27 protein-coding genes are annotated in these 25,772 nt (G+C 36.5%); 15 read left to right on the plus strand and 12 right to left on the minus strand.

The window, feature by feature from the left end:
• Position 1: 1 nt before the first annotated feature.
• Positions 2–952, minus strand: a complete 951-nt coding sequence (locus tag AC04QZ_RS24075) for a hypothetical protein (protein WP_478359773.1) — start codon at positions 950–952, stop codon at positions 2–4.
• A gap of 376 nt (positions 953–1,328) precedes the next feature.
• Between AC04QZ_RS24075 and AC04QZ_RS24080 the strand changes: the two genes are divergently transcribed.
• Genes AC04QZ_RS24080 through AC04QZ_RS24090 form a run of 3 tightly spaced genes read left to right on the plus strand, consistent with a single transcriptional unit; the run spans position 1,329 to position 4,031 of the window.
• Positions 1,329–1,658, plus strand: a complete 330-nt coding sequence (locus tag AC04QZ_RS24080; RefSeq protein ID WP_478359774.1) for a hypothetical protein — start codon at positions 1,329–1,331, stop codon at positions 1,656–1,658.
• Between the two features lie 51 nt (positions 1,659–1,709).
• Positions 1,710–2,519 carry a caspase family protein gene (locus AC04QZ_RS24085; protein ID WP_478359775.1) on the plus strand — a complete coding sequence of 270 codons (810 nt, stop codon included), beginning with the start codon at positions 1,710–1,712 and terminating at the stop codon, positions 2,517–2,519.
• A 6-nt stretch (positions 2,520–2,525) separates the two neighbouring features.
• Entirely contained in the window at positions 2,526–4,031 is a 1,506-nt protein-coding gene (locus AC04QZ_RS24090) for a hypothetical protein (protein WP_478359776.1), read from the plus strand.
• Between the two features lie 14 nt (positions 4,032–4,045).
• Here AC04QZ_RS24090 and AC04QZ_RS24095 read toward each other — a convergent pair whose 3' ends face one another.
• Together AC04QZ_RS24095 and AC04QZ_RS24100 are read right to left on the minus strand one after the other, a co-directional pair.
• Complete coding sequence (locus tag AC04QZ_RS24095) at positions 4,046–5,881, minus strand: UbiD family decarboxylase (protein WP_478359777.1); 1,836 nt, start codon at positions 5,879–5,881, stop codon at positions 4,046–4,048.
• A gap of 105 nt (positions 5,882–5,986) precedes the next feature.
• Positions 5,987–6,466 (minus strand): Dps family protein, encoded by a 480-nt coding sequence (locus tag AC04QZ_RS24100; protein WP_086545755.1) that lies wholly within the window; start codon positions 6,464–6,466, stop codon positions 5,987–5,989.
• Between the two features lie 284 nt (positions 6,467–6,750).
• Between AC04QZ_RS24100 and AC04QZ_RS24105 the strand changes: the two genes are divergently transcribed.
• Both AC04QZ_RS24105 and AC04QZ_RS24110 read left to right on the plus strand, forming a co-directional pair.
• Positions 6,751–8,289, plus strand: coding sequence for a muramidase family protein (locus AC04QZ_RS24105; protein WP_478359778.1), 1,539 nt, complete (start codon positions 6,751–6,753; stop codon positions 8,287–8,289).
• Positions 8,290–8,291: 2 nt separating this feature from the next.
• A complete protein-coding gene (locus tag AC04QZ_RS24110; protein ID WP_478359921.1) occupies positions 8,292–8,936 on the plus strand; it encodes a uridine kinase family protein in 645 nt (214 codons plus the stop codon).
• Between the two features lie 136 nt (positions 8,937–9,072).
• Here AC04QZ_RS24110 and AC04QZ_RS24115 read toward each other — a convergent pair whose 3' ends face one another.
• From AC04QZ_RS24115 to AC04QZ_RS24135, 5 genes are all read right to left on the minus strand, one after another.
• Positions 9,073–9,732, minus strand: a complete 660-nt coding sequence (locus AC04QZ_RS24115) for a CoA transferase subunit B (RefSeq protein ID WP_478359779.1) — start codon at positions 9,730–9,732, stop codon at positions 9,073–9,075.
• 81 nt (positions 9,733–9,813) lie between these two features.
• A complete protein-coding gene (locus AC04QZ_RS24120) occupies positions 9,814–10,518 on the minus strand; it encodes a CoA transferase subunit A (protein WP_086545752.1) in 705 nt (234 codons plus the stop codon).
• A 296-nt stretch (positions 10,519–10,814) separates the two neighbouring features.
• Positions 10,815–11,903 carry a PQQ-dependent sugar dehydrogenase gene (locus tag AC04QZ_RS24125; RefSeq protein ID WP_478359780.1) on the minus strand — a complete coding sequence of 363 codons (1,089 nt, stop codon included), beginning with the start codon at positions 11,901–11,903 and terminating at the stop codon, positions 10,815–10,817.
• A 333-nt stretch (positions 11,904–12,236) separates the two neighbouring features.
• Positions 12,237–14,615 carry an endonuclease MutS2 gene (locus tag AC04QZ_RS24130; RefSeq protein WP_478359781.1) on the minus strand — a complete coding sequence of 793 codons (2,379 nt, stop codon included), beginning with the start codon at positions 14,613–14,615 and terminating at the stop codon, positions 12,237–12,239.
• 1 nt (position 14,616) lies between these two features.
• A complete protein-coding gene (locus AC04QZ_RS24135) occupies positions 14,617–15,180 on the minus strand; it encodes a DUF4296 domain-containing protein (protein ID WP_478359782.1) in 564 nt (187 codons plus the stop codon).
• Positions 15,181–15,249: 69 nt separating this feature from the next.
• Here AC04QZ_RS24135 and AC04QZ_RS24140 point away from each other — a divergent pair, with 69 nt between their 5' ends.
• From AC04QZ_RS24140 to AC04QZ_RS24155, 4 genes are all read left to right on the plus strand, one after another.
• Positions 15,250–15,951, plus strand: coding sequence for a YggS family pyridoxal phosphate-dependent enzyme (locus tag AC04QZ_RS24140; protein WP_478359783.1), 702 nt, complete (start codon positions 15,250–15,252; stop codon positions 15,949–15,951).
• 1 nt (position 15,952) lies between these two features.
• Positions 15,953–16,420 carry an N-acetyltransferase family protein gene (locus AC04QZ_RS24145; protein ID WP_478359784.1) on the plus strand — a complete coding sequence of 156 codons (468 nt, stop codon included), beginning with the start codon at positions 15,953–15,955 and terminating at the stop codon, positions 16,418–16,420.
• A 1-nt stretch (position 16,421) separates the two neighbouring features.
• The gene (locus tag AC04QZ_RS24150) at positions 16,422–17,690 is read left to right on the plus strand and encodes an aspartate kinase (protein ID WP_478359785.1); all 1,269 of its coding nucleotides are present in this window, start codon (positions 16,422–16,424) and stop codon (positions 17,688–17,690) included.
• A 130-nt stretch (positions 17,691–17,820) separates the two neighbouring features.
• The gene (locus tag AC04QZ_RS24155; protein WP_478359786.1) at positions 17,821–19,008 is read left to right on the plus strand and encodes a class I SAM-dependent methyltransferase; all 1,188 of its coding nucleotides are present in this window, start codon (positions 17,821–17,823) and stop codon (positions 19,006–19,008) included.
• A 167-nt stretch (positions 19,009–19,175) separates the two neighbouring features.
• On the opposite strand, the gene AC04QZ_RS24160 is transcribed toward AC04QZ_RS24155, so the two are convergent.
• From AC04QZ_RS24160 to AC04QZ_RS24175, 4 genes are all read right to left on the minus strand, one after another.
• Entirely contained in the window at positions 19,176–19,373 is a 198-nt protein-coding gene (locus AC04QZ_RS24160; RefSeq protein ID WP_029276380.1) for a cold-shock protein, read from the minus strand.
• A gap of 209 nt (positions 19,374–19,582) precedes the next feature.
• Positions 19,583–20,218 (minus strand): peroxiredoxin, encoded by a 636-nt coding sequence (locus AC04QZ_RS24165; RefSeq protein WP_478359787.1) that lies wholly within the window; start codon positions 20,216–20,218, stop codon positions 19,583–19,585.
• Between the two features lie 163 nt (positions 20,219–20,381).
• Positions 20,382–21,476, minus strand: coding sequence for a S1C family serine protease (locus AC04QZ_RS24170; RefSeq protein ID WP_086545743.1), 1,095 nt, complete (start codon positions 21,474–21,476; stop codon positions 20,382–20,384).
• 6 nt (positions 21,477–21,482) lie between these two features.
• On the minus strand, positions 21,483–22,049 hold the full coding sequence (locus AC04QZ_RS24175; protein ID WP_086545742.1) for an RNA polymerase sigma factor: 567 nt from the start codon (positions 22,047–22,049) through the stop codon (positions 21,483–21,485).
• 203 nt (positions 22,050–22,252) lie between these two features.
• Here AC04QZ_RS24175 and AC04QZ_RS24180 point away from each other — a divergent pair, with 203 nt between their 5' ends.
• The 6 genes from AC04QZ_RS24180 to AC04QZ_RS24205 all read left to right on the plus strand — a co-directional run bounded on the left by AC04QZ_RS24180 (position 22,253) and on the right by AC04QZ_RS24205 (position 25,630).
• Positions 22,253–22,471, plus strand: coding sequence for a hypothetical protein (locus tag AC04QZ_RS24180; RefSeq protein ID WP_057934272.1), 219 nt, complete (start codon positions 22,253–22,255; stop codon positions 22,469–22,471).
• Positions 22,472–22,607: 136 nt separating this feature from the next.
• The gene (locus AC04QZ_RS24185) at positions 22,608–22,826 is read left to right on the plus strand and encodes a hypothetical protein (RefSeq protein WP_057934271.1); all 219 of its coding nucleotides are present in this window, start codon (positions 22,608–22,610) and stop codon (positions 22,824–22,826) included.
• A 130-nt stretch (positions 22,827–22,956) separates the two neighbouring features.
• Positions 22,957–23,178 (plus strand): hypothetical protein, encoded by a 222-nt coding sequence (locus AC04QZ_RS24190; protein WP_086545741.1) that lies wholly within the window; start codon positions 22,957–22,959, stop codon positions 23,176–23,178.
• Positions 23,179–23,320: 142 nt separating this feature from the next.
• Positions 23,321–23,518 (plus strand): hypothetical protein, encoded by a 198-nt coding sequence (locus AC04QZ_RS24195; protein WP_086545740.1) that lies wholly within the window; start codon positions 23,321–23,323, stop codon positions 23,516–23,518.
• A gap of 126 nt (positions 23,519–23,644) precedes the next feature.
• Positions 23,645–24,991, plus strand: a complete 1,347-nt coding sequence (purB, locus tag AC04QZ_RS24200) for an adenylosuccinate lyase (RefSeq protein ID WP_478359788.1) — start codon at positions 23,645–23,647, stop codon at positions 24,989–24,991.
• A gap of 87 nt (positions 24,992–25,078) precedes the next feature.
• Positions 25,079–25,630 carry a NifU family protein gene (locus tag AC04QZ_RS24205; protein ID WP_057934267.1) on the plus strand — a complete coding sequence of 184 codons (552 nt, stop codon included), beginning with the start codon at positions 25,079–25,081 and terminating at the stop codon, positions 25,628–25,630.
• Positions 25,631–25,772 lie beyond the last annotated feature (142 nt).

A 25,772-nucleotide genomic window follows, 5' to 3' on the forward strand; every position in this document is an offset into this window, starting at 1 on the left:
ATTAAATTTCATAATCTAATACAGCCATATTATCATTGGTGGGTGGCGGCGGAGCTGGTACACCGGTATCGAAAGTATCTCCAAAGAATCTCTCCTTATTTCTTCTTGTAGCTTCAAGCCTTTCTTTAAATTCTACAGGGTCGATATCTTCAATTCCAATATCATTTTTCCCAGACATAAAGGTAAAACCAATAGTAAGTCTTTTGTGGTATTGAATTTTTTTAGAAAAAAGGTCAATATAATCCGCATCAGTATATGATGTAAAACGAACACCAAATCCGGTAGCAACGCTAGAATGTGTCGACATTTGATATCTTATTTCGTTAGTTATTGATTTTATTTGCTTTAAAGAGAAAAATATATGTTTAGTTTCTTTGCAAGGATCATTGGTATCCATTGTATATTTTGAAAGTGTATCTCTTTTATTCTTCTGATAATTATGTACCCATGTTCTTGCGCTGTCAACTCCAATGGTGACTAAAATATCATCTTTAAATGCATAGTAATTTCCAACATCGATATTCTTTTTACCTACAGTAGCCGTAAAAATAAGGGTGAGCTTTCCACAACCACCTGATTTTATCGGTTGTGATGCAAAATAAACACGAACCCCTGTCGTTGTATCTTTATTTGGCTTATTAATAATGAGTGAATCTAAAAAATTAGCCGCCGCTTCTATACCTTTAAAATTGAGACCTTTAGCCTCATTCAAACTCTCTTCTTTCATTGTCATCGCATCTAAAATTTGGTATTTATGCCTGTAAAACCAATTTTGCCTTTTTTCACTTTCAATTTTTGTAACATAGGTAACTGGTAAAGGGATTGTATCTGCCGCAATTGAAATTTTCGCCTGCTGATTTCTACATGATGTAAGTGTTAATGAGATGGAACAAATAAATAGTCCCCCCCATCTGACTGTTTTTTTGAAGTCAATTAATTTTAGATAATTCATAGCTTTTAATTTAGTTTGAGGTTTATAAAATAGTTTGTACCTAAATATACATGAACCTTATTTGAATTTAAAAGAACAGATATAGGTTAATAGTAATGTGAATTTTAATTTTTCTTTTGAAATACTGCCTTCCAACATCTTTTAAACTATTTTCTAGTTATAGCCTTCCTTGCCATTTATTTTAAAATACCGCGATTTTACGGTACACCATTGCGCTTTTCACGCGTATAAATTCGCATGTTTTCACGCTTGATTTAGATATAAGCTCAATGGTAGTTTTGGATAAGAAAATGGCTGAACAAAAATTCATCTTTTTATAAAGTCCGCCTTACCTAAAAGCGGCAAATTAATTAGGCAGGAACCAAAAACTAAAATCATGACAAAACTATCATTAAACAAGGTTGAAACCTTTATTAAAGGTCTCGATCAAAACCCTCAACTAAAGCAGCAATTCGATGCTGACCCAAAGGATACATTAATTAAAAATACAGCTATAAATCCTAAAAATGATGTTTGGATTTATAGGTTAGTTGTAGCTGCCTTAAGTCTGGTTGTGATAATTATAACAACGGGTATTCTTACCAACATTCAAGCAATACAAGAAGCCGACAAGGTGATTACTATTATTGCATCTTTAGCTTCCGCAGCTATTGGCGCATTAGCGGGATTGTTAGCACCATCACCTGGAACTGAAGAACAGTCATAAACATTAATACATTATAAAACACTTCAAATCAATCATTTAATTAACTCAATCATGGCAAAAGGAATCTCATTACACATTGGTCTCAATTACGTAGACCCAATTCATTATTCAGGCTGGGACGGCAAACTGAATGCTGCTGAATATGATGCAAACGATATGTATTTAATAGCAAAATCCCAAGGAATACAAGCTTCTAAATTGATTAGAACTGAGGCAACAAGAAATGCAGTCATTTCTTCAATCAAAAAAGCTGCTACAACTTTAACCACAAATGATTTATTCGTAATCACGTATTCTGGGCATGGTGGACAAGTACCAGATGTAAATGGAGATGAAGATGATAGCTTAGATGAAACATGGTGTTTATTTGATGGGCAATTAATTGATGACGAGTTGCATGAATTATGGAATTCATTCCAGAAAGGGGTGCGTATCTTAGTTATATCTGATAGTTGCCATAGTGGCACAATTACAAAAATGGCACTAAACTGTACCCAGCTAGTTAAAGGCCTGGCACAAAAATTTATGCCCGACGAAATTGCGGCAACAACATATTTCAATCATCAGGAATTTTATGATAATATCCTCAAAAAGATCAAAGGCGTAGATCCACAAAACATCAAGGCAAGTGTGAAATTAATCTCGGGATGTCAAGATAGTCAATATTCCTATGATGGCCCTTTTAATGGTCGGTTTACCGGAGCGTTAAAAAAGGTTTGGAATGGTGGAAAGTTTAGTGGTAACTACCTGTCTTTTCATAAACAGATTATGAATTCATTGCCACCAGAGCAAACTCCGAATTATTATAATACAGGTCAGCAAAACCTGGTCTTCGATAATCAGAAACCATTTCTAATTTAAAAGATTATGAAAAATATAATTTTATTGATTTCACTATTTTTTATATCAATATCTTCAATCAGGGCACAAAAGACACTGGATTTTCATGGTCAAAAAATAACAGATTCAAGAATCTACATTATTTTAAATGGCACTGAAATAGAATGCTTCACATACAACACCTCACAAGATGGCAAATTCAAAATCAAGAACAACGAGAAATTTTCTTTAATGAATGGCAATAACTGCAATATCTATATGGATTGGCTAAATCCACTGAAATACCAAATTATTTGGAAAGATAGCATCTCAATTGATGGTAGAGATAAGATTGTTAAAGATTTTGTTGATTTACTTGCAGGTCAGTTTGGATCTACAGTAACTTCTTTAAATAAATCTAAAAATATGGATAACCTGAAAAGATCGATACAAATCCTTAAAAGTAAAGAAACTCCCCTGATTGGACTTGATAAGGGCTTTAACAGTTTAGATTTAACTTCATTATTTGTTCAGATCAATTTAAGTATTAAAGATTTAACTGAAGAAGAAAGAAAAAAGATAAATGAGTTAATCCCTTTTCTGGTTACACTGGATGAAGCTAATAATAAGAATATATCAGATGAGTTAGATAATCTTTTTATTGAATTTTTTAATGAATCGGATCCTGTTGAAGCTAAAAGTAAAGTTGAAAAATATAAAATCATAAATAAAGACTATGAATTATATTTTAAAAATGATATTGAGGCAAATCTTAAATTAATTGCAAATAAACTTACTGAACTAAAAATATCAAACCAGTTACTCAATTCATTGGTAAACTTATCTGTAAATAAGTTTACCAATGAAGTAAAATCAAACCTGGTAAAGAACAGGGCTTTGGTAAGTAAATTAAATCCAATAATTACACTTGTAAATAATTCCTTACTAGACAAATCAATCCATCCTTTCACCACCAATTATTACAAGATAAAGGACATCACATTCAATGATGGTGAAAAACTCGAAACATCGGTTAGAATTTCACAATTTAAGTACGATGATGAAAAAAAGGATTTTATCAAAGAAAAAGACATTGTTTCAAAAAAAATGCTCTTTGAAAAATATGATTTCTTTGCCATTACTGTTAGTACAGGGTTATTTTATACAAGCAGTACATTAAAAGGCTATGGGATATCAAATAATGGAAATGGTCAATTTAATATTGTTGAGGATGATATAACAAAAAATGGTGTTGCTCCAGCATTATTCTTAAATTTCAATTTCGGCATTAATTCCAGATACTTCTCTCCTTTGATCCAGCTAGGTATTGACCCTACTAAAAAAAGGCCACTTATGTTAGCGGGTGGTGGATTTTCTATACCTAGTGCTAGAATTGCATTTTCAGCTGGCCCTATCTGGACCTGGAACCAAAGTTTGAATAAGCTTTCTATTGGACAGACAATAGATTCTACAACAGATCTCGAGCAAGATATCAAATATAAATTCGAAATTGAACCAAAAGGTTGGTACTTGGGAATACAATATAATTTCTAATAATGCTTAAAACATCAAATAATCCCAAATAACGCTTTCCCCTCTTTACCCAACTCATCAACCTGAGCCTCTACCACTGCATCCTTGATCAACTCGGGTGCGTGGTGAGGCTTTTTCCTGGCATCGATAATCAACGAGCCTTTACAGCCCCAGTGTTTATTGATGGTAAAATCATTAATACCATATATATCTGCCGCTGGGTTACTCCTTGTAAAAGCTACCCAAACCAGATTATCAATGTTAGCAGCCGTAAACGTTGCATCATCTGCCAATATAATCAAAGGCAGGCCCGATAAATCCTGACTCATTAAAGCCATGTTCAATAAAGCAATTTCGGCGGCTGTTTTCTCAGGGTTTAAATATTTGTTGCTTTCCAAAACCAAAATACCTGGAATGGCTATTTTTGGCTGATAGAATCCATCGCTTAATGTCAACGCCTCCGGAATTTCATCCCACAGTTCACGTCGCTTATCCCCTGCTGCTGCAATTACAACCTTCGATCCGCTGTTTAATCCATCGCCACTATAATCAAGCGTATCAATAGTGGTATTGGTATAAAAGTGAACATCTCTCGTTAAATCAATCCTTTCTAAAATGTGGGTTAGAAAGGCTTCTATATGATGTGTGCTTAAGTGCAGGTCATCTTCTTTGGCTGCAATAAACAGGTATTTAGCCAAACTCAGTTGGTTTTTCCCTAAAATATGGTTGGCTATGGTTAAAATTTCCTGTGGTCTGCGCGCTTTTAAATATGGGGTATAACGTTCGCTACCAATGGCAAAAAGCAAAGGATGAACGCCGGCAGCATCAACCGCATGAACTTCTTTTAAACCATGTATTTCCTGCGGTATTGCCGAGCCTGTAATTTCATGGATCAAAGCCCCAAAACTGGTATCCTCCTGCGGTGGGCGGCCAACAACCGTAAACGACCAAATGGCATCCTTTTTATGATAGACGTTGTGCACCTTCATCAAAGGAAAAGGATGCGTTAAACTGTAATAACCCAGGTGATCGCCAAAAGGCCCTTCTGGTTTATTTTCGTTCGGATAAACGGTTCCGGTAATGATAAAATCGGCATCTGCCGAGATGCAAAAGCCTTCGTCATCGTAAAAATAACGAAATCTTCTGTCGCCTAAAGCACCAGCAAAAGTCATTTCGGATAAGCCTTCAGGCAAAGGCATTACAGCAGCTAAAGGGTGTGACGGAGGTCCGCCAACAAAAATGCTCACTTTTAAGGGTTGACCCAGTGCATTGGCTTTCGATTGGTGCACCCCAATCCCCCTGTGAATCTGATAGTGTAATCCAATCTCCTGGTCCTGAATATAATCGTTCCCACCTAACTGGATGCGGTACATGCCCAGGTTTGCATTTAAAACACCTGGTTTATCTACATCCTCGGTATAAACTTGTGGCATGGTTACAAAAGGGCCACCATCCATAGGCCAGTTTACGATCTGTGGCAGCTGGCTGATACTGGTTTTTAAAAATTTGCTTTTTGCAGAAGGTGTTTTAAGTGGTAAGGCCGATAAAGCCGACATGGCAGAACCCGCATATTTGAAAGGATTTTTCAACGCTTTTATAGGGTCGTTCCGTAAGGCCACCAACTGCTGTACTTTTGGCAAAGTATCTCTAAAAATAAACTTCGACCGTTCTAAAGTTCCAAACAAGTTTGAAACAGCAGGAAAAGGACTTCCTTTAACTTTTTCGAATAAAATAGCTGGTCCTTTATTTTCATAAACCCTTAAATGGATGGCTGCCATTTCTAAATAGGGATCTACTTCTTCTTTTATTCTGATTAAATGACCGTGCTTTTCAAGATCGGATACACATTCTGCTAAACTTTTGTACGCCATGCCCAAAGATAAATAATTAGATTTTTTCAGAAACAAAAAAGCCTCATATAAGCAGATTTTACAATTAAGCTACTTACATGAGGCTTTTAACCTAAATTTTTAATGTTATTTTTTTCCTGCAAAAGAACGTAACATCCAGGTATTTTTCTCTTTAAACTGCATAAAACGATTAACCATATCGTTAGAGCCATCATCTCCGGCAGCATCTGTAGCTTCTAAAAGTTCTCTTTCCAACTCAATTAACGAGGCCATATCATCTAAAATGGCGTCAACCATATCGAGGTCTTTTAACCCAATGGTATCAATCTCTTTAATTTTAGATTCTTTGATATAATCGGCAAAACGGCTGTGTGGTGCTTTACCCAGGGTTAATACACGTTCGGCTATTTCATCAATAGTTAACTGTGCGTTGGTATATAATTCTTCAAACTTAACATGTAAAGTAAAAAAGTTTTGTCCTTTAATGTTCCAGTGGCAACCTCTTAATTTTTGATAATGAATGTGGTAATTAGCCAAATAATCGTTTAACAGATCTACAACTGGTTTAACTTCTTTCTCGTTTAAGCTTATTTCTTTAGCGTCCATTTTTTTATTATTTATGATGTATTTTAATGTCTGAGTAACAACTCAAATTTATAAAAGTTTTGCTCAAAAATCGCTTTTGAACAATACCTTATTTATAAGATCGTTTAATATTCAATGTTGTACAAAATAACAATTTTATAAACATTTGTTAATGAATAGCATATTGATATTACGAAGCTAAAGTCATCTAATTTTTACTAAAAAACGAACAACAGAACTTAAGATGGTTAACAATATTATTCGTATAATTGCTCCCTTTGACTAAGAAATTTACATAAAAATAAATGCATAAAATATATTTATCTGCTGTAGTGTTATTTGCCTTAAACATTGCAAATGCCAAAGCCAGTACAGTGAGAGACTCTATCGGTGTAGAAAATAATAAAGGCAAAAAACTGATTGTTCATCAAACCGTAGCAAAAGACACTTATTATTCTATAGGAAGAAGATATAATGTTTTGCCTAAAGATATCATGAGCTTTAATGATAACAAATACCTTCAGGTTGGGGTAATTATTAAGGTACCTACCAATATCCCTTTTACGGGTAATGGTTCGTCGAATACCGCACCAAACACATCAACTTCAAATGTTATCGAACATACCATAAAGCCAAAAGAAAATTTAAATATGCTGGCCGAAAAATATGGCACAACTATAAATGAGATTAAGGCTTTAAACAACCTCAGCGGAAATAATTTAAGTATTGGCCAGGTTTTAAAAATTCCTGCAAAAAACACAGAACAGACTGGTACTTCAGCTCCGGTAACACCACCTGCAAAAAACAATACGGAGACTGCAACAGCGAATACCTCATCGGCAGATCAAACCATGATTGAGCATACGGTGGCACCAAAAGAGTTTTTAGGCAAAATAGCCGAAAAATATGGTACCACAGTTGAAGAGGTAAAAAAAGCCAATAACCTTTCGGGAAACAACCTGCGCATTGGGCAGAAACTTAAAATTCCGGCAACAAAAAATATCGACGAAAACAAGGTAGTAGCTGCTGCAGAAGAAAAACCAGTACAGGAAAACAAATCTGCAGATGCTGCCGGTACACATACGGTTTTAAGAAACGAAACCATTTTCACCATCGCCAAACAATATGGCATTACGGCTTACCAGATTAGAAAACTGAACGATTTACCCGATAATGCCATTACCATTGGTCAGGTTTTAAAAGTACCCGGAGGTATCATTACGGATGTTCAGGTTCCAAAAGAAAAGCAGGCAGAAGCTAAAGTTAAAGAGGTAGAAGCAAAAGTTAAAGAAGCCCCTGCAGCAAAAGAAGAGAGTTTTATCCATACCGTGGCTACCGGAGAAAACATTTTTACCATTGCTAAAAAATATAATTTAACCGCTTATCAGATCAGAACGGCAAACAAACTTGAAGATAATGCCATTAAAGTTGATCAGAAACTGATCATTCCTAAACCGCCACAACCTAAATCGGTGAACGATTTATCGAAAGAGGAACAGGAAAATGAACCAGATAGCACAATGGTTAAAGACCCTAAACTTCGCCGCGATCCGAGCGTATATGGCTTAAGTCAGATCGAAGAAAAAGGTACCGCAGTTTGGATTGCAGATCAGGATCTTGATGGCACAAAAATGTTGGTTTTACACCGTACAGCACCTGTAGGCAGGGTAATTAAGATTACCAATCCCATGACCAACCGTACTACCTTTGCCAAAGTTGTTGGTAAATTTACAGAGAACGAATCCACAAAAGATGTTATCATTGTAATGACTAAAGCGGTAGCCGATTCATTGGGTGCTTTAGACAAACGTTTTTTCTGCAATTTAACCTATAGTGCTCAATGAGTTTGAACAAAAAGCCATTTATAATTGGTATTGCCGGTGGTAGCGGATCGGGTAAAACATTTTTCTTAAACTGCTTTCTTCATCATTTTAAACAGGATGAAGTAACACTCGTATCGCAAGATGACTATTATATTCCTGCAGGCGAAATGACTCAGGAAGAAAATAAACTATATAATTTCGATCTCCCCTCAACAATTGATAGCGAGCAGTTTTTGAGAGACATTAAGCAATTGATGAGTGGCGAAGTGGTTTATAAAAAAGAATATAACTTCAACAATCCATTAGCTGTTGTTAAAATACTGGAGATCAAATCGGCTCCAATTATTATTGTTGAAGGGCTTTTTATCCTCCACTTTAAAGAAATTGCGGCATTATTAGATCATACCATTTTTGTTGATGCGGATGAGCAGGTGGCTTTAGATCGCCGTATAAAAAGAGATGGTTTAGAGCGTGGTTACCCTGAAGAAGATGTATTGTACAAATGGCATAACCACGTGGTACCTGCCTATAAAGAGTATTTATTACCCTACCGCGACCAGTGCAATAAGGTGGTCATGAATAATACCAATGAACCTGAAGAAATTATCGGTATCACAGAGGATATTTCGAATGATTTAAGAAACAGTATTTTAGTTGATATACAATAAATATCAAAGAAGTCAAGTTTTTAAAAACTTGACTTCTTTTTTGTAGGTAATCATAATGCCTGGATAGGCTTACAGTATACATTAAGGTTCCAGCGTGTGCGGGAATGACGACCGTTTTTTAGCATCAGCCACCAGTTTAATCCAGTCTCATTTCCGGGATGTCTCCTTCAACAATCAATCTCCCTGCTGTAGATTGTTGTATAAATTCGATACTTACACCAGGTGCACGTTCTAAAAGTTTAAAACCACCTTCAGGTAGAATATCTAAAACCGCCAGTTCAGTTACAATTTTTTTAATGCATTTTACCCCGGTTAATGGCAAAGTACATTTTGGTAACAATTTGCTTTCTCCAGCTTTATTAATGTGCTGCATTGCCACAATAATGTTTTTGGCTGAAGCCACCAGATCCATCGCTCCACCCATTCCTTTTACCATTTTCCCAGGTATTTTCCAGTTGGCAATGTCACCATTTTCTGATACCTCCATGGCTCCGAGAATAGTTAAATCCACTTTTTGCGCACGGATCATCCCAAAACTCATGGCCGAATCAAAAATAGATGAGCCTGGCAAGGTGGTAATGGTTTGTTTCCCCGCGTTAATTAAATCGGCATCTTCCTCTCCCTCAAAAGGAAATGGTCCCATGCCTAATAAACCGTTTTCTGACTGTAATACTACGTTAATTCCCTTTGGAATATAATTGGCCACCAAAGTAGGTATGCCGATACCAAGGTTAACATAGTATCCGTCTTTTATTTCTTTAGCAATACGCTGTGCAATTTCTTCTTTTGAAAACATAAATAAATGTAAATGAATGAATTTGAATGATAGAATGAGTAGAATGATCAGAATCTGCAAGCCGACCTCGGACTCCGGACTTCAGACTTCGGACTTTCTAACTGTCCGCTGTTCAATTCTTTTCTCATAATCTTTACCCTGGAAAATGCGGTGAACATAAATACCAGGCGTATGAATATAATCCGGGTCTAGTTCACCTGCTTCTACCAATTCTTCTACCTCGGCAATGGTTATTTTACCTGCCATAGCCATAACCGGATTAAAATTCCGACTGGTAGACCTGAAGATTAAATTCCCGGCGGTATCGCCTTTCCAGGCTTTAACAATTGCAAAATCGGCATCAAATGCATATTCCATCAAATAATCCTTACCATCAAAATTGCGTATTTCTTTGCCTTCTGCCACTTCCGTACCGACTCCTGCAGGTGTAAAAATTGCTGGCATCCCATACCCGGCTGCCAGGCAACGGGTAGCTAAAGTACCTTGTGGGATAAGGTCTACCTCGAGTTCACCACTCAGCAATTGTCGTTCAAATTCTGCATTTTCACCTACATAAGAAGAAATCATTTTTTTAACCTGGCGTTGTTTCAGCATTAAACCAATACCAAAATCATCAACCCCCGCATTATTAGAGATACAGGTTAAATTTTTCACCTGTTTGTTGACCAAAGCTTTTATGCAATTTTCCGGAATACCACAAAGCCCAAAACCACCGAGCATGAGGGTCACACCATCTGATATATCTTTGATAGCCTCTTCAGCTCCAGATACCACTTTATTTATCATCTTATGAATTTTTGGTTAGTTCGCTAAATTACAAATTGCCTTCAAAATTGCTGCATTTAAAATTTTTAAATCTACCTGGAATGTTAATTAATTGGAATTAATCTAAATAACTATTACCTTTGTGCTGCAATGATTTACGAGAGAGAAGAAAGTCTATTCATATTACCCACCGACCCTGAATTTCAAAAGGGCATGGGTTTTATTTTCAGCTGTACCGCTGAGCACAAAAAGTGCTGTGAGAAATTTAAAAAAGGTAAACGCTGTAAAAAGTGTCCGGGGCGGAAAAAATAATTCGTCTACTTCGCTATTTCCACTATTTTATCGTCGCTTCCATTACTGGTACAGATATAAATTTTCCCTTCAGATGATTGACAAATCGCCCTGATCCTGCCATAAGTATTCACATAAAAATCTTTCGTTCCTGTGATTTTTGTTTGTGCATCATCCAATTTAAGCTGCATTAACTTAGTTCCTTTTAATACAGCCAGCAACAACGAATTTTTAAACTGCGGAATATAATCGGAATTGTAATAAGCCAAACCGCTGGGTGCAATGGTTGGTGTCCAATTGATTAGCGGCTCTGCCACATTGTTCGAACTGCAAAACGACTGCTCCCCGCTTTCATTACAATAACCTTTAATATTTGGCCATCCATAATTTCTTCCCTTTTCAATGATATTAATCTCATCATCAGAATCAGGTCCATGTTCTGAAGAGAAAATTTTATTGCCCACCTGGGTCAATCCTTGTGCATTTCGATGCCCTAGAGACCAAAGCGGGTTATTGGGATATGGATTATCGGCAGGGATAGTGCCATCTAAATTTATCCTTAAGATTTTCCCTGCTAAAGAATTAACATTTTGAGGATTGCCAGTATCAGCAGCATCACCGGTACTGATAAAAAGTTTACCACCGCTGATCAGCAAACGTGAACCATTATGGATAGAAGCAGCAGGAATCTGATCCAATAAAACCTGAGGACTTGTTAAACCTCCTCCGCTGTAGGTATAACGTACAACCTTGGCTTTATAGGTGCTTCCATAGCCATAAACGACATAAACATAAGGATTGCCGGCAAAATCGGGATGTAATGTCATTCCAAGCAGGCCACCTTCTCCGTTAGTCCGTACTTCAGTGATGGTAAGTAAGGGTGTTACTTGTCCGTTTGCAGGATTTAAACGGCTAATTTTACCTGCTTTTTCGGTAAACCAGATAAAATTATCCGGTCCGTATACCATCTCCCACGGGAGACTTAATCCGGAAACAACTACTTTTGATTTGAGATCTACATCAGGCAAGGTACCTGGATCTTCATTATCATCACCATTCTTTTTGCAGTTTGTAACGAATAGCATTACAAACAAGCAGAGTAGTATTGCCCTCATAACCGTAACGTTTTAGAAATAACAACGTTACGGTTATAAAGTTTTATTGTTTTACTGGGCGGACGTCATTTCGAGCGAAGCACAGCGCAGCCGGGAACAACGAAGTGCTCAGCGTAGCTAAATCTAACTCGAGATAGATCTCTCCATTCCACTGCGTTTCAGTCGAGATGACGATTACATCAGTATTTTACCCACTTATCGTCATCCCAGCGCATGAGCGGATCTTATAATCAAAGTATTATAAGGCATTAAGGTTCCCAATCAAGTTGGGAATGACGCCTACACGAGAACAGATGAGTTTTCCATTTTCCATCCTCCATCTCACTCCTTCCATCAATTCAAATACACATACGTAATCCCATCCCCGCCTCTATCAGCGTGTTCATCTTCCATCCTGTTTACCTGACTATATTTACGCAAGTATTCCCTGATCATTTTCCTCAGAATTCCATCACCTTTTCCGTGGATTAGTTTAATGGATGGGAAACCGAGCATAATGGCCTTATCTAAATATTTCTCTACTTCGAACAAGGCATCTTCTGTACGTTTTCCACGAAGGTCGAGTTCGGCCCTAAAGCCCGATACAGCCTCGTTCATCCGCCCTGCAAATGAGTTCGCACTGCTTTGGATTACTTTTTTAGCTTCACGGTTACTTACCTTTTGAACGCGGTTCTTTTTCACCGTCGATCGTAAATCGCCTATGGCCAAAACCAGTTCGTTGCGGTTAATCTCTAAAACCTGACCAATGGTTTCACTATCGATAAATTTCACTAAATCACCAATTTCAATTTCACCACCCACAACGACCTGCACTGGTTTAGGTCGTTCTTTCGGAACCGTATTTTTAACCAGTTCTTTTTGCAAATTCTGGCGAAGTTCTTTCGTTACTTCTTTATCAGCTTGCTTTTCCTTAATCTCCGCAATGGTATTCTCGACCAGTTTATTGGCATTTTTAATAATATTCTGCGCTTCCTGCTTCGCCTCCTTAATCAGCACCTTTTTGTTTTCCTCTAAAAATGCTTTTAACTTTTCATTTTCTGCAACCAGGTTTTTGGCTTTATTCTGTTGGTTGGCCAGGCTTACTTTGGCATCGTAAACATTTTTCTTTTCGCGCTCCAGATCAACCAGCATGGTATCTACCCGATTCTGGTTCGAGCCTGTTTTTTCTTTCGCCAGCTGGATAACTTCCTTAGGCAAACCAATATTCTGCGCAATTTCGAAAGCATAAGAACTTCCTGGTTTACCCATTTCTAAAACGTAGAGCGGTTTCATTTTGGCATTATCGAAAAGCATGGAAGCATTTTCCAAACCAGGGGTATTACCTGCAAAGAGCTTTAAATTAGAATAGTGGGTGGTAATTACCCCCCTCACCTTTTTATTGTTCAATACCTCTAAAACAGCCTCGGCCATTGGCCCGCCAAACTGCGGATCGGTACCGGTACCAAACTCATCAATCAGCACCATCGTTTTTGGCGAAGCATGTTCTACAAAATAGCGCATCTTTTTCAGGTGTGCACTATACGTACTCAAATCACTTTCTATCGATTGATCATCGCCGATATCGGCAAAAATATTTTCAAAAATACCCACTTCGCTGTTTGCATCAACCGGAATCAATAGACCTGTTTGCAACATAATCTGCAAAAGGCCAACCGTTTTCATACAAACCGATTTACCGCCGGCATTTGGTCCTGATACCAATACCACCCGGGTTTCGGCATCGATATGAATATTTAAAGGTGTAACGGTTTTCTTTTCGGCAGCAAATGAGATCGACAACAATGGGTGTCTGGCATTTATCAGCCTGGTTTTAGGTTCTTTTAACAAACCGGGCATTTCAGCTTCAATATCCATGGCAAATAAAGCCTTGGCTCGAACAAAATCCAGTTTGGTCAGGAAACCATGATAAGAAAGCAATAATGGCGAATACGGGCGTAAATCATCCGTTAAAGCAATTAAAATCTTAATAATTTCACGGCGTTTATCAAATTCTAAATCGCGTAGCTTATTATTTAGCGTAAAAACTTCTTCAGGCTCAATATAAACGGTCTGCCCTGTCGCCGATTCATCGTGTACAAAGCCTTTCAGCTTACGTTTATTTTCGGCCAAAACCGGTATACACATCCTGCCATCACGAATGGTTAAACTACCATCGGCAACCCAATTATTGGCAATAGCCTGTTTGTAAATCGAATCCATGCGCTTACGCACATCTTGCTCTGCTTTGGAAATGGCAGAGGTAATCTCCTGCAATTCTTTTGATGCATTGGGTTTGATCTTTCCTTTGGCATCGATTACGGTTTCGATCTTACGGAGGATTGTTTTTTCGATGGGTAAATGCTCAAACAAAGCTTCGAGTGTGGGGTATACTTCTGCACGTTCTTCGAAAAAACGAAGTACCGAGAAAACAGTATGCAATGAAGTATATACCTGAAACCACTCATCCTCTAAAAGGTAAGTGCCTTCAACCCTGATTTTTTCAACCAGCGATTTAATATCAAAAAAGGTATTAATCTGTAGCGGTTCCTGATTTTGCAGGATGCTCTTAAATTCGTTTGTTTGACGTAAAAATTTATCAATCTGATCAAAACGGTTCATCACCTGCATCTTCTCTACCATTGTTTGCCCCATAGGGCTTAAACAATGTTTGCTAATCAGTTGCCTGATCTCTACAAAACCTAAACGTTCTAAACAGTTTTCGGGATATAACATATTAGTGTACTATAGCTGGAGTTGGGGTTGTAACCACTTCCGGTGCCCCAGCTTTTTTTATATTTATGAGTGAATCGGCCTGCTTTTTCTTCTTTGCAATTTCAGCAACTGCTTTAACTTTTGACAAGGAATCTGGTTTCATTTTTTTTCTGATCGCAAGAGAATCGGCCTTAAATTTCTTTGCAATCACCAACGAGTCGGCTTTAAATTTCTTTTTCTTAATCATTAAATCGGCTAACTCAGTTCCTTTTTTTTGCCTGGCTAAAGCTTTTTGAATGTTTTTATACATTGCTTCCAGCTCTTTAGGGTTGGTGTTATACCAAATTAAACTCCTGTTATATTCGGCAGAATCCGTTTCAAATTTTTTATAAATCCCCTTATAATAAGCTGCAGCCACCTTCTTTGCTGAATCTACCATGTAAATACTGGAAAGGTAGCCATCTACAATGTGCATATCGTATAAAATCTTCTCCATTTTATCGGGTTTAATAATGCCATCAGGTATGCCAGGCTTACAGCCAAACCATAATATAGCAGTCATTAAAACCCATATTAATCTCTTCATGCTTAATTTAAATATTATTTTTTGCCCAAATTGCGGCAAGGTTATTAATTTTACCAAAAATAGTTATAAATGAGCATAGCTGATAATCTTAAACAATATAAAAGCGAAGTTGAAGCAGACGGGGTTAAACTCATTGCAGTTTCCAAAACACAACCAGTAGAATCAATTTTAGAAGCATACAATGCCGGACAGCGCATTTTTGGAGAAAACCATGTACAGGAAATGGTTGATAAACAGGCGCAACTCCCTAATGATATCGAATGGCACCTTATTGGCCATTTACAAAGCAATAAGGTAAAATACATTGCCCCATTTGTCCAACTTATCCACGGCGTAGACAGTTTGAAATTGCTCCAGGAAATCAACAAACAAGCCGCTAAAAACAAACGCGTAATTGATTGTTTATTACAGGTTTATATCGCTGATGAAGACACTAAATTCGGACTTGGTTTTGATGAAGTGATCGAACTGTTACGTGCCGAAGAGTTTGCTGAATTGAAAAATATCCGTATTGTAGGTCTAATGGGAATTGCCACCAATACCAGGAACGAAAAGCAGATTACGACCGAGTTTCATGAACTGAAAGTATTTTTTGATGGTATTAAAGTGAGCTTCTTCCGTAAAGATGATGCTTTTAAAGAAATATCTACCGGAATGAGCGCAGATTATAAAATCGCCATAGAAGAAGGAAGTACAATGGTGCGTATTGGTAGCAGTATTTTCGGCAAAAGGGTAATTAAACATTTCAAAAACGACATTACAACCAATTAATATGGATTTTAACATCAGGTTTGCAACCGCTGAAGACTGTCCGAGAATATTAGAGTTAATTAATGAGCTGGCCGTTTATGAGCGTGCTCCGGAAGAAGTAACGGTTAGTTTAGACCATTTTATTGATGCTGGCTTTGGCGAAAATCCGGTTTGGAAAGCTTACGTAGCTGAAGTAAATGATACGGTAGTGGGCTTTGCATTATATTACACGCGTTATTCTACCTGGAAAGGATGCAGATTATACCTCGAAGATTTTATTGTAACCGAAGAATTTAGGGGAAAAGGCCTGGGCAAGGTATTATTCGAAAAAGTAATAGAAGAAGCCAAAAACGGTAATTACAGTGGCATGGTTTGGCAAGTGTTAGACTGGAATGAACCTGCAATTAATTTTTACAACAAATATAAAGCACATTTAGAAAGTGGCTGGTTAAACGCGGCTTTCTCTAAAGAACAAATCAAGGCATTTTAATATGGATATTTTTAAGTTTGGTGGTGCCTCGGTAAAAGATGCAGATGGAGTGAAAAATGTGGCCAATATTGTCCGCGATTACAAAAAAGGAAACCTACTGATTGTAATTTCGGCGATGGGTAAGATCACTGATAAACTGGAAAAGTTAACGCAGGCATTCTTATCACAAAATGATGAAGCGCATGCAATTTTTGATGAGATTAAACATTTCCATTTCAGCATTATTGATGAACTGTTTCAAGGCAAAGCCAATCCGGTTTATGATGATGTAGCGAACACCTTTGTTGAAATTGACTGGTTGATTGAAGATGAACCCGATAACAATGAAGATTATATTTATGATCAGATTGTATCTATCGGTGAAGTGGTTTCTACGAAAATTGTGGCGGCCTGGTTAAACGAAACCGGCAATAAAACCCTTTGGGCTGATGCCAGGAACTATATCCAAACGGATAATAGCTACCGTGAAGGAAAAGTAGACTGGGCTAAAACCAATCAGATGATACAAAAAGATTTATTGCCGTTTTTAAACGACAACATTATTGTAACACAAGGCTTTATTGGTGGTACCAGCGAAAACTACACGACAACTTTAGGTCGGGAAGGTTCTGATTACTCGGCTGCAATATTTGCCTCCTGTTTAAATGCTGCTGCACTAACCATCTGGAAAGATGTTCCCGGTGTATTAAATGCTGACCCGAAATGGTTTGATGAAACAGAGAAAATTGCCCAGTTATCTTACCACGATGCAATAGAGCTTACCTATTATGGTGCAACGGTAATACACCCAAAAACTATAAAACCACTTCAAAATAAAGGTATTCCACTTTTTGTAAGGTCATTTATCCAGCCGGAAGGTTCAGGAACGGCAATTACCAAAGAAAATAACCCATTGCCTATCCCCTCTTTTATTTTTAAGGTGAATCAGGCATTGATTTCTATCTTCCCAAAGGATTATTCTTTTATTATCGAAGAAAATCTGAGCAATATTTTTGAACTTTTTCATACGCACAGGATCAAAATCAACACCATGCTCAATTCTGCGATCAGCTTTTCGGTCAGCGTTGATGATCATCCGACTCAGATTGAAAAACTGATCAAAGACCTGTCGGAAGAATTTACCGTAAAATACAATAAGGGCCTGGAGCTGGTAACCATCCGTTATTATAACCAACAAACGATAGATCGAGTAACAGTGGATAAAGATATCTTATTAGAAGTGAAGAGCCGCCATACCTGTCAGATGGTGATGAAAAATAAATCCGCATAGAATTGGTCATTGTGAGCATTAAATGTGTTCGTCATTTCGACCGCAGTGGAGAAACCTATCTAAATAGATTTCTCCATTTCGTTGCACTACAGTCGAAATGACGATCTCTTTTGAAATAACCGATTAACACATGAACAATAAACTTTTAGCTAAAGCTGTACAAGATTATATCAATGCACATTTGAATGCGGATGTAAATCAGATTGCTTTAGCAAAAAGTCCGTTCGAAGGTATTACGGCAGCCGAACTGGCCACCCAGATTACCGCAAAAAGAAAATCGGAAAAGAAATTACCAACCTGGTTTAATACGAAAGATATTTATTATCCCCCAGTACTATCCATCGAACAAACTTCTTCTGAAATTACTGCTCAATATAAATCTAAACTTGCCAAAGGCAATACTTTAATAGATATAACCGGAGGCTTTGGAATAGACAGTTATTACTTTGCAAAACAGATAAAAGCGGTTACGCATTGCGAAATCAATCCCGAACTCTCCACAATCGCACAACACAATGCTCAGGCTTTACAAGCCACAAATATCGAATTTAAAGCAGAAGATGGAATTGCTTATATCCAGACCAGTGATACATCATTTGATACCATTTATGTAGATCCTGCCCGAAGAGCCGAAAAAGGAAAAGTTTTCATGCTAAAAGACTGCACACCAGATGTTGCAAGCAACCTGGATGCCTTATTAGAAAAATCTTCGAGAATAATGATCAAAACTGCCCCATTACTCGATATTTCTGCGGGATTATCAGAATTGAAACAGGTAAGTGAAATCCATATTGTCAGTGTGAAAAATGAGTGCAAAGAACTTTTATGGATCATCGATAAAGATTACAATGACGACACGAAAATTATCGCTGTAACTTTAAATAACGGCATTGAAAAAGATTTTTCCTTTTATAAATCTGCTTCAAATGGTTCGGTGCAGTTTACAGACAATTTAAACATTGGCAATTACCTGTACGAACCAGATGCTGCTTTACTAAAATCAGGTGCTTTTAATTTAATTGGCAGCACCTACGATCTCTCAAAATTACATCCTCAAACACAGCTTTTTAGTTCGGCAATAGCAAATGAAGATTTCTCCGGCAGGATTTTTAAAATTGAAGCTGTACTCACGACCACAGCTCTTAAGAAACAAGGTAATTTAAAAGGAAATGTAATTGTGCGGAATTATCCGGCAAAGCCTGAAGATTTGGTTAAGAAATATAAAATTAAAGCAGATCAGGATCAGTTTTTAATTTTCACCAAAGTCGCCAATGGCGAAAACATTGTGATTAAAGCGTCGATTATTCAATACTATTAAGGAGTTCAATGATCATTCATAGTTTGCTTTACGTCATGCTGAACTTGTTTCAGCATCTTTATAAGCAGCCCCTGAAATAAATTCAGGGTGACGAACCATTTAATACAAAAAGCCTCTCAACTGAAAGGCTTTTTGTAGGGATGAAGAAATAATTATGATATTATTACTTAAACTTTCTTAACGTTTACTGCTTGTAAACCTTTTCTGCCTTCAGCTACTTCAAATTCTACTGTGTCGTTTTCTTTCAAGCTTTCGATTCCACCTAAAACATCTTTAAAATGTACAAATAAGTCTTTATTGTCTTCTTGCACAATAAATCCAAAGCCTTTTTGAGTGTTAAACCATTTAACTTTTCCGGTTGCCATAAAAAAATAAAAATTGTATAAAATAAATAAACATTTTACGCCTTGATCAGCATTTCATTTAACCAATTGCGTATTAATATGAATAAAACAACCAGTTTAAGCGTTAATATTGAAACAAAACTACCAAATATAATAATTTACGAATATAATGCAAGCCATTTCGGGCCATTCAACAAGAATGTTGCGTTTCTAATTAAATTTTCTTTGAACTACTTATTTGGCTGAGGTGTGGTACGTAAATACGGTTTGATTACCTGATGTCCTTTAGGAAATTTAGCCGGAATATCTTCAGTTTTAATGCTGTTTACCACAATTACATCTTCACCATCTTTCCAGTCGGCCGGTGTAGCTACACTATAATTTGCCGTAAGCTGTAAAGAATCAATTACCCGTAATACTTCATTAAAATTTCTGCCGGTTGATGCCGGATAAGTAATGGTTAACTTCACCTTTTTATCAGGACTGATTACGAACAATGACCGAACGGTTAACGTTTCGGAAGCATTTGGGTGAATCATATCGTATAGATTTGCCACTGTTTTATCTGGATCGGCAATAATTGGAAATTCTACAGATGTATGCTGCGTTTCGTTAATATCGTTAATCCAACCTTTATGCGACTCAGCAGAATCAACACTTAGTGCCAGAACTTTAACGTTTCTTTTTTCAAACTCACCTTTTAAAGCTGCAGTTCTACCCAGTTCTGTGGTACAAACAGGGGTATAATCGGCAGGGTGCGAAAACAATACGCCCCAGCTATCGCCTAAATAATCGTAAAAATCTATTTCACCAATGGATGTGTTGGCTTGGAAATTCGGTGCGGTATCGCCTAATCTTATACTCATGATATTATTAAATTTAAATTTGACTAAAACAAATCTAAACAATAGTATAGTAAATACATAGACTTAATATTAATTTAAGACCTCCAAATTACAATTCCAACAAAAAACCCTGAAGAAGCAATCTCCAGGGTTTAAGAATATTAATTTGTTTGGGGTATTACATTTAGTATGCTTTTATCATAAATACATAATCTTGTATTTTTTCAATCTGTTTGGTCCGTTTTAAACCAGACAGCAAGCTTTTTTTGCTGGCAGAAAGTTTATTTACACCTAATGAATCCTGAGGAATAGCCCTCATCGCTTCTAAAATATATTTTGATTTAATGGCAAAGGCTGCACCTTCGGTCTGATCTGGCTTACCACTAATAATACCAACCAAATTTCCGTTATTATCTAAAACAGGGCCGCCGCTATTTCCAGGATTAACTGAAATGGCTACCTGATACTGAGTGGTATCTCCAATAAAACCATTTTTAGAACTCACATAACCCTCTCCAAGTACAGCATCATCTTTTGGATAACCTAAGGTATATACAATTTCGCCTATGTTACTTGTATTCCTTTTAATGGTGTAAGGAATAGAAGATAAGTTACTGAAGTGTTTATCGTTTATTTTAAGAATGGCGATATCGTTTTGAGGATCTGTATAAACCGATTTTACTTTAAACGATTCTCCTTTACTGTTTTGCACATATAAAGAATCAGCACCATTAATAATATGCAGGTTGGTTAGGATGTAACCATTTGTAGAAATGGCAAAACCAGTACCCCCAAAACTATTCTGTGCATTTGGCTTATCAGAAGTGGTATTATTATGCTTAATTTTTCTGATTAAGCTATTTTGTGTTTTAATGGCATTATTTACCTGATTACTTAACTGTCTGTAGCGCTCAGCCTGTTGCGTATTATGTTGGATAGAGTAAATAGAAACCAGAGAGAGTACCACGAAAGATGCGGCAACTGCAATAGCAGATTTATGTTTGCGCCATAACTGAACCACACGTGAAGGATGAGGCCTAAGCGTAGAGGCCAAACTTTCCACATCAATTTCGGCATGAATATGATTCAACTGCTCTTTTAAGCGTAACTGCTCAGCAAATATCCCCATAGATTCTAAAAAGAACTTATGTGAAACTACTTTATGATCTACTGTGGCATCATTACGACGTAACTGTTCAAAAGCTTCAGTTTCCTGTGCATTAAGTTTACCTAAAAGATAATCTTCAATAATTGCATCTAACTCCAAATCGTTTCTCATTTCAAATTATGGTTGAAAAAATATTTTCTTTAACCTTTGCAGGCATTTATATTTCTGCGTTTTTGCATTATCGGTATTGGTATAGCCGAACTTTTCGCAGATATCCTGCATGGATAAATTGTGGATATAAAAATCCTGAATAATGGTTTTACAAGGTTCGCCCAGGTGATCGAGTGCGGATTGCATTTTTACAAAAGCAGCATCTTTCTCTTCGTGGTGTTCTACATCTTCCTCAACAGCAAATACATCTTCATAATCGGTAATACTACCGGTTTTTTTACTGTTTAGGCTAAGTTTCTTTAGCCAAATACGCCTGCAAACCGAATAGATATAAGTTTTCAGTTTGCTGCTGAGCTCAAAATTACCTGCCTTAATTTTGTTATATAAAATGATTATGCCTTCCTGGTAAACGTCTTTTGCATCATCTTCATCACCGTTATTATTCAGGATAAACTGCAAAACCATCGCATAATAAGCCTTGTATAACTTGTTAAGTGTATCTTCTGAGTTATTTAGAATACCTAAAATAACCTCTCTATCTGTTGGAACTGAACTCTTTAAACTGTTATTCACTAGTTAATACATTTTTCTATAAATAGTAACCCAATATTAGACAAAAAAATATTTATAGCTACTATAATTGCTTAATACAAACTTAAAGCAAACGGTAACCCAATATGCCGAAAAAAAATATTTTAACTTTTTTGTAAATTATCGGGTTACCTTTTTACCTTTGCGGCATTAATAAGAAATTAATTACTTAAAAAAATTCAAAAATGAAAAATGCATTCAAATTAGGCTTTTTAGCTTTAGCTTTATCTTTATCAGTTGTTGCTTGTAACTCAGAAAAAAAAGCTGAAGGTGCTGATACAACTTTAACTGATTCTTCTACTATCGTTACTGATACTACTGCAAAAGATACTACAGTTAAAGATTCTACAGTAAAAGATACTACTGTAAAAACTACTACAACTACAGAAGAAGTTAAACACTAGTCTAACTTTACTTATAAAAAAAGGCTCCTGATCTAGCATCAGGAGCCTTTTTTATTTTTTTTTATTTTTTTGGGTTACCTTTTCGGGTTACCGGTATTAAGGATAAATTAATTAATTACTTAAAAAATACTCAAAAATGAAAAATGCATTCAAATTAGGCTTTTTAGCTTTAGCTTTATCTTTATCAGTTGTTGCTTGTAACTCAGAAAAAAAAGCTGAAGGTACTGATACAACAGCTACAGATTCTTCAACTATCGTTACTGATACTACTGCAAAAGATACTACAGTTAAAGATTCTACAGTAAAAGATACTACTGTAAAAACTACTACAGAAAAAACTGAAGTTAAACACTAGTCTAACTTACTTATAAGAAGAGCCTCCCGATGTAAATCAGGGAGGCTTTTTTATTTTATCAAAATTAAAAGGGTTACCTTTTAACATTTTAGGTATTAACAGTAGATTTAACCCTAAAACTAAGATCAAAATGAAAAATGCATTCAAATTAGGCTTTTTAGCCCTTGCTTTATCTTTAACAGTAGCTGCTTGTGGCGAATCAGGTAAAAAAGCTGATGGCGCTGATACAACAGTTACAGATTCTTCAACTATTATTACTGACACAACTGCTGTTGATACTACGGTAAAAGATTCTACAGTAAAAGATACTACTGTAAAAGCGACTACTACTACTGAAGAAGTAAAACACTAATTTATTTCACAATTTTTTATAAAAAAGCTCACGATTTCAAAATCGTGAGCTTTTTTATTTAGGATAAACGGATTAATTTTTAAGTATTTTATATAAATTAGCATTAATTAACTTTTCAAAACCAAACAAATTAAGAAAAAAAATGAAAAATGCATTTAAATTCGGCTTTTTAGCTTTGGCGCTATCTCTATCTGTTGTTGCCTGTAACTCAGAAAAAAAAGCTGAAGGTGGCGATTCATCTGCCGTTGATACTTCAGTTGTTGATACCACAGTAAAAGATACCACAGTAAAAGACACAACCGTTAAAGACACTACAGCAACTGATACAACTAAAAAATAGTTTATCGGTTACCGAAAAAAGGCCTTAGAAATACTAAGGTCTTTTTTATTTATATTAATTTCTAGCAATCAAGACCTTAAAATCCATCAATTGTAGTAAATTTGCGGCAAAAATATAATCCGCATAATGAATTTAACATCACTACAAGCTATTTCACCAGTTGATGGTCGTTACAGAAAAACAACCGAAAGTTTAGCTGCTTACTTTTCTGAAGAAGCTTTAATCAAATACCGTGTTTTTGTAGAAATCGAATATTTTATCGCACTTTGCGAAATCAACTTGCCTGGCTTAGAAAATTTTGACCGAAATCTTTATGCTGAATTACGCAAAATCCACGAAAATTTCTCAGAAGTTGACGCTTTAGAAATTAAAGAAACTGAAAAGGTAACCAATCATGATGTTAAAGCTGTTGAATATTTTATCAAAAGTAAATTCGACGCCTTATCACTTCAAAATTATAAAGAGTTTATCCACTTTGGCTTAACCTCTCAGGATATTAATAACACGGCCATCCCATATTCAATAAAACTGGCATTGAATGACAGCTATTATCCGGCAATTAACACTTTAATCGAAAAAATAAATGCCCTGGCTACCGAGTGGAAGGATATTCCGATGTTGGCACACACACATGGACAGCCAGCCTCTCCTACCAAGTTGGGTAAAGAGTTTTTGGTTTTTGCTGAGCGTTTGGCTATTCAGGTAGAAAGTTTAAAAAACATTCCGAATAGTGCAAAATTTGGTGGCGCTACCGGCAACTTCAATGCACACCATATTGCTTACCCTGAGGTTAACTGGGTTAATTTTTCGAACCAGTTTGTTAACGAGACTTTAGGTCTGACACGTGCACAGCATACGACTCAAATTGAACATTACGATCAGTTTGCAGCGCAATGCGATGCCTTAAAACGTATCAATAACATTATTATAGATTTAGACCGCGATATCTGGACTTATATTTCTAAAAACTACTTCAAACAGAAAATCAAAGCAGGAGAAATTGGTTCATCGGCCATGCCGCATAAAGTTAACCCAATCGATTTTGAAAACGCTGAAGGAAATGCCGGAATTGCCAATGCTTTATTCGAGTTTTTCGCCGCTAAATTACCAATCTCACGTTTACAGAGAGACTTAACCGACTCTACTGTGTTAAGAAACGTAGGTGTTCCTTTCGGACATACCTTAATTGCCATTAACTCTACGCTACGTGGATTAAACAAAATTTTATTAAATGAAGCTGCTTTACATGCCGATTTAGACGAGAACTGGGCGGTTGTGGCCGAAGCGATTCAAACGATTTTAAGAAGAGAGAACTACCCTAACCCTTACGAAGCCTTAAAAGAATTAACCAGAACAAATTCAAAAATCAATGCAGCAAGTATTGCCGAATTTATTGAAGGTTTAGCCGTTTCCGAAGCTGTTAAAGTACAATTGAGAACCATTACACCTTTTAATTATACCGGCGTTTTCTAGTCAAATTAAATTGACGTTAAGCAGACAGCTAACCAAGGTTTTATTAGTGAGTAATTGTTAATTTTGTTTATTCAAATTGATTAAGACATGACGATTAACGTATATACAGAACAGACTCCAAATCCAGCGACCATGAAATTCATGGTAAACAAGCTGTTAATAAACGGCAGTGAGGATTTTGCAACAAAAGAGAGTGCAGAGCATTCGCCTTTTGCCAAAGAGTTATTTAAGTTCAACTTTGTTTCTGGCGTTTTTTTCGCCAGCAATTTTGTGACCATCACCAAAACAGATGATGCAGAATGGGCTGATATTGAAGCTATTTTAAAAGAATTTGTTAAAGGAGCTGTAGAATCTGAATTAAAAATTAAAGAAGCAACTACCGAAGAAGCACCTGCTTTTGAAGGTACTGAAACTGAAATTAAAATTCAGCAGATTCTACACGATTATGTACGTCCGGCTGTTGAGCAGGATGGTGGTGCAATTACATACAAATCTTTTGATGAAGGTGTGGTTACCGTAGAGCTGCGTGGCTCTTGCAGTGGTTGTCCGTCTTCTACCATTACGCTTAAATCGGGTATCCAAAACTTATTGCAAAGAATGGTACCTGAAGTTACAGAAGTGGTTTCTGAAGCGCTTTAAAATTGTGCATTTTTCATAGTATATATAGTGAAAAGGTCCCGATGAGAATCGGGACCTTTTTTTTGTTATCGTGTTGTTAAGGCTCGTCATGCTGAATTTATTTCAGCATCTTCAAGAAAAGACCCTTAAATAAATTCAGGGT

The sequence above is a fragment of the Pedobacter folensis genome, from assembly GCF_056490665.1.